At 66.2% G+C, this 4,583-nt stretch carries 3 protein-coding genes; all 3 read left to right on the top strand.

The window, feature by feature from the left end; all coding sequences use genetic code 11:
- Positions 1–288, top strand: a 288-nt coding sequence (locus MXD58_RS20565; protein WP_250609748.1) for a hypothetical protein, incomplete at its 5' end; no start/stop codon positions are given.
- A 46-nt stretch (positions 289–334) separates the two neighbouring features.
- Positions 335–3,916 carry a BREX-2 system adenine-specific DNA-methyltransferase PglX gene (gene pglX, locus MXD58_RS20560; protein ID WP_248836866.1) on the top strand — a complete coding sequence of 1,194 codons (3,582 nt, stop codon included), beginning with the start codon at positions 335–337 and terminating at the stop codon, positions 3,914–3,916.
- 70 nt (positions 3,917–3,986) lie between these two features.
- Positions 3,987–4,583: DUF6079 family protein (locus MXD58_RS20555; protein WP_250609747.1), on the top strand; the 597-nt coding region annotated here is incomplete at its 3' end.

The following is a 4,583-nucleotide window of genomic DNA, read 5'->3' as shown; positions in this document are numbered from 1 at the left end:
GGGCCGCACGGGCCGGCGCCGCTGCTGCTGCACGACGCCGGCGTCCTCGGCCGCTACGACGGCCGCGGCATGGACCTGCTGTTCGGGCTCGCCGAGCGGGCCCGCGCGGGCGGACGCGGTGTCTGGGTGCTCTGTCCGACGACCGAGCCGACCCGCCCCCCGCGCCTCGACGGCGCCCTGGTCCAGGTGACGACCGAAAGCGAATGGGTCGCGTTGCCCGACTCCTGGGCGATCAACTGGCACCGCTCCGGCGGCGCCGAGCCGGACCGGACGGGGAAAGCGTCCTGACCGCGGGAAAGCCGCTGATGTTCGCTGGTTGGATGGGGAGAGTTTTTTGATCGACCGGGTTGCGCTGCTAAAGGACGCCCAGCGGCAGGTGAAGGACCTGGAGAAGGACCTGCGGGCCCAGGTCGACGAGGTGGTCGAGGTCGGGACGCGGTTGCGCGCCGAATACGACCGGGCGTTCAAGGTCGGCCGGACGGCGGCGACCTGGTCGGCGTGGCTCGGCGAACGGGTCACCCAGGCGGCGGTCGCCTGGGTGCTGGGCACCGTGTTCGTCCGCTTCTGCGAGGACAACGGCCTCATCGGCGACCCGTTCCTCGCCGGCCCCACCACCGCCAGGCTCACCCTCGCCGAGGAACGCACCGAGGACTTCTACACCCGGCACCCGGAGAAGACGGCACGCGACTGGCTGCTCGCGGCCTTCGACGAGATCGCCAAGGTGCCCGTCGGCGCAGCCCTGTTCGACCAGCGCCACAACGCCCTGTTCCAGATCCCGCTGACCCACGACGCGGCGAAGAACCTGCTGGCCTTCTGGCGACGACGCACCGAGGCCGGCATCCTCGTCCACGACTTCACCGACGCCACCTGGGACACCCGCTTCCTCGGCGACCTGTACCAGGACCTCTCCGAGGACGTCCGCAAGAAATACGCCCTGCTCCAGACCCCGGAGTTCGTCGAGGAGTTCATCCTCGACCTGACCCTGACCCCCGCCATCGACGAGTTCGGCTACGACGTCGTCAAACTCATCGACCCCACCTGCGGCTCCGGCCACTTCCTCCTCGGCGCCTTCCGCCGCCTGCTAGCCGAATGGGACAAGCACGCCCCCGACCGCGACATCTTCGAACGAGTCCGCCTGGCCTTAGACGCGATCCACGGCGTGGACATCAATCCGTATGCAACCGCGATCGCCAAGTTCCGCCTGACCATCGAGGCCCTTCGCGCCGCCGGCCTGCCAACACTTGATGCGGCAGCCGGCTACACATTCCCGCTGCACGTGGCCACCGGCGACTCGCTGATCAAATATCGCCAGCTTGGCATGTTCGGCGAGGAACGCGACGACCTTGCCGAATTCGCATATGCCACCGAGGACCTCGCCGATCATCCCGGTATCCTCGAAGGAGGGCGCTACCATGCCGTCACCGGCAACCCGCCCTACATCACCGTCAAGGACAAGAAGCTCAACGAGCTGTACCGGGGCCTGTACGACGCATGCTCGGGCACTTACGCACTGTCGGTTCCGTTCGCGCAACGCTTTTTCGAGCTAGCCAAACGGGCGGACCTGGAAGGCCGCAGAGCCGGCAGCGTCGGGCAGATCACCGCCAATTCGTTCATGAAGCGCGAGTTCGGCAGGAAGATGATTCAGGATTTGTTCGCGACCAAGGTGGAGCTGACCCACGTCATCGACACCTCTGGCGCATACATTCCCGGCCACGGCACCCCGACTGTCATCCTGATCGGCCGAAACAACAGCTGGCACCGCCCAAGCACAGTCCGCGCCGTCCTTGGCATCCGCGGCGAACCGTCCGTACCGGCCAGCCCGCGAAATGGACTCGTCTGGCAGGCGATCACCAACCAAGTTGGCGACCCAGGAACCGAGAGTACCTGGACCAGCTGCGCCGATCGACCTCGCGAGGATCTGATGAGATTCCCGTGGAGCCTTAGCGGCGGTTCCGCACCGAGCGTCGTCGCCCTCCTGTCCGATGGCAAGTCCCGACTAGGAGGAAAAATTCAACTGATCGGAAGGATGGCGCACACCGGTTCGGATGACGCATATTTCGGCCCCATAGGGAACTGGAAGAGATTCGGGATATCGAATTCTATCCGAATGGCGACAGGAAACACAGTTCGCGACTGGTCAGTCAATCCCGAGAGTGAAGCACTCTTTCCATACGACGAGAACCTAGATGCTTCGATCGACAAAATTGAAGTCGCGATGATCCTCTGGAGATCCCGCGCAGCCCTACGCGCACGACAGGAGCTAGGCGGAACCCACGAACAGATTGGCCTTACCTGGTATGAGTGGAGCCGGTGGCATCCGGACCGATTTTCCGCAAGTTTCAGCATCGGGTTTCCGTTTGTATCCACACATGCCAGCTTTTCACTCAGTAAACAAGGAATAGTATTCAATCGAACCGCCCCGGCAATCAAGCTCAAAGATGGGACGCCGGTAGAGGAGCATCTGCGACTGTTGGGGGTGCTGAATAGTTCGACGGCGTGCTTCTGGCTCAAGCAGGTCAGTCACAACAAAGGTAGCACCGTGGACTCTCGCGGAGCACGGCAGACCACTTTCCCCTGGGAGGATTTCTACGAGTTCACGGGCACGAAACTCCTGGACTTCCCTTTGCCTGCGGAGTATCCGTTCGAGCTGGCGCGGGAGCTGGATGGGCTGGCGCAGCGGCTGACGGCGGTGAGCCCAGTGTCGGTGGCCGCGGGCGGGGTGCCGACGCGGTCGGGGCTGGCGGAAGCGGAGGCCAGGTGGGCGGTCATGCGGGCGCGGATGATTGCTTTGCAGGAGGAGTTGGACTGGCAGGTCTATCGGCAGTATGAGCTGCTCGCCGATGAGCTGACGTTGGCGATGGCCGACGTTCCTGAGATCAGGCTGGGTGAGCGGGCGTTCGAGGTCGTGCTGGCGCGGAAGATCGCTGCCGGCGAGGAGACCTCCGAGTGGTTTGTTCGCCACGGTTCCGACCCAATCACCGAGCTGCCCGCGCACTGGCCTGCCGAGTACCGGGCGCTGGTGGAGAAGCGGATCTCCGTCATCGAGGCCGATCGGAACATCGGGCTGATCGAGCGGCCTGAGTACAAGCGGAGGTGGGCGACCGAGGGGTGGGACAAGCTCCAGGACGCGGCACTGCGGGGCTGGCTGCTCGATCGGCTGGAGGCCCGCGAGCTGTGGTTCGCGGAATTCGACGGCATGGTTCAGCCCCGGCTGTGGACCACGGGCCGGTTGGCCGACGAACTGGCCGCCGACGCGGATTTCGTGGCCGTCGCCGAGATCTACCGCCCCGGCGAGAGCCTGGCCAAGGTCGTCAACGACCTGGTCGAGAACGAGCACGTCCCGTTCCTGGCGGCTTTGCGTTACAAGGACTCTGGCCTGGTCAAGCGGGCCGACTGGGAGTCGGTGTGGGATCAGCAGCGCGCCGAGGACGCCGCCGCGACTCCGGAGGCCGCGAAGGCGATCCGGGACCGCATTCCGGTGCCGCCGAAGTATGCCCAGGCTGATTTCCGCAAGGCCAGTTACTGGAAGGCCCGCGGCAAGCTGGACGTGCCCAAGGAACGGTTCATCTCCTACCAGCCGGCCGGGCCGGACAACGATCCGACGCTGCTGATCGGCTGGGCCGGGTGGGACCACCGGGAGCAGGCCCAGGCGCTGGCGACGCTGATCGTCGGACGTCAGGACGACGACGGTTGGGGGCCTGAGCGCCTCACCCCGCTGCTCGCCGGTCTGCGCGAGGTGATGCCCTGGGTGCGCCAGTGGCACGACGAGGTCGACCCGCTCTACGACGGCTCCCCCGCCGAGGTCTACGACGCGTTCCTCGCCGACGCGATGGGCCGAAACAACGTGACCGCCGGCGACCTCACCGGCTGGCGCCCGCCGGCGGCCACCCGTGGTCGGAAGGCGGCGCAGAAGTGACGGACCCCGTCCGTACCATCCGTACTCGGATGCATGTCCAGACCGCTCGCCTGACCCGTCGAGGTGTCTCATGACCAGCCCGTCGTCCCAGCCGTTGCTGCGCGAGGTCATCGAGATACCGGAGCGGACCTCCGACAGCGATTTCGTCCTCAAGCTGACCGAGGGCGTCACCGACGCGGCCGCGACGATGCGCGAGTATGTGCTGACCGATCGGCTTGTCGGCAACTTCGACGAGGCGCTCGGTCTGATCGCGCAGGCGGCGGGCACGGGGGCGTCGAAGGGCGTCTATCTGCACGGCTCCTTCGGCTCCGGCAAGTCGCATTTCATGGCGGTGCTCCACGCGCTGCTGCACGGCGAGCCGGCCGCGCACAGTTTTGACGACCGGCTGACCGACGTTCTCGGCAAGCACCATGGGGAGCTGGCCGGTAAGAAGTTCCTGCTGGTTCCGTTTCACCTGCTCGGCGCGAAGTCGATCGAGCAGCGCGTCCTCGGCGGCTACGCCGACCATCTGCGCGCCCTGCACCCGGGCGCGCCGGTCCCCGCGGTGCACCGCGCCGAGGCGCTGCTGGACGAGGCCCGCAACGTGCGGGCCAAGGCAGGTGACGCCACGTTCCTCGCCGAACTGAACCGCGCCGCCTCCTACAGCGGCTGGCAGAACAGTGCCGGG

Source organism: Frankia sp. AgKG'84/4, assembly GCF_023242965.2.
In the GTDB taxonomy this organism is placed as follows: Bacteria; Actinomycetota; Actinomycetes; order Frankiales; family Frankiaceae; genus Frankia.
Note: the sequence above shows the minus strand (reverse complement) of the source record. Positions and strands in the feature narration are given on the sequence as shown.